Origin of the sequence: Achromobacter sp. SIMBA_011, assembly GCF_046535435.1 — a bacterium.
Taxonomy (GTDB): Bacteria; Pseudomonadota; Gammaproteobacteria; order Burkholderiales; family Burkholderiaceae_B; genus Achromobacter; species Achromobacter dolens.
The window spans coordinates 1-272 of the sequence record NZ_JAWRWN010000451.1 but is presented as its reverse complement, the minus strand read 5'-3'; the positions used below and the strand labels follow the sequence as shown (position 1 = coordinate 272).

1 pseudogene is annotated in these 272 nt (G+C 72.1%); it reads right to left on the bottom strand.

The annotated features are described in order from the left end of the window. Nucleotides 1-156: pseudogene (locus SB816_RS31675) on the bottom strand (histidine kinase); the annotation flags it as partial. Nucleotides 157-272: the final 116 nt, after the last annotated feature.

The window sequence follows — 272 nt, the reverse complement described above, 5'->3', positions numbered from 1 at the left end:
CTCGCCTTCCTTGCTCGCCAGATACGCCGCCTCGATCGTCGCGTGCTGCGTGCGAGCGAGCGAGGTCGCCTGCTGGCGCACGCCGAAGCCGATCCCGGCGATCGCGAGCAGGAACGGCACGATGGCCAGGAGGAATATCTTCGCCTTGAGTCTCATGGTGGTCCGAAGCGGGCGCGGCGGTGCGCACGCGTGCTGCGCGCGGCGGCGCGGCGAGCCGACATTGTCGGCGATTTTGCGGTGCGCGGCGACGGTCGGTGCCGGCCGGCCGCCGC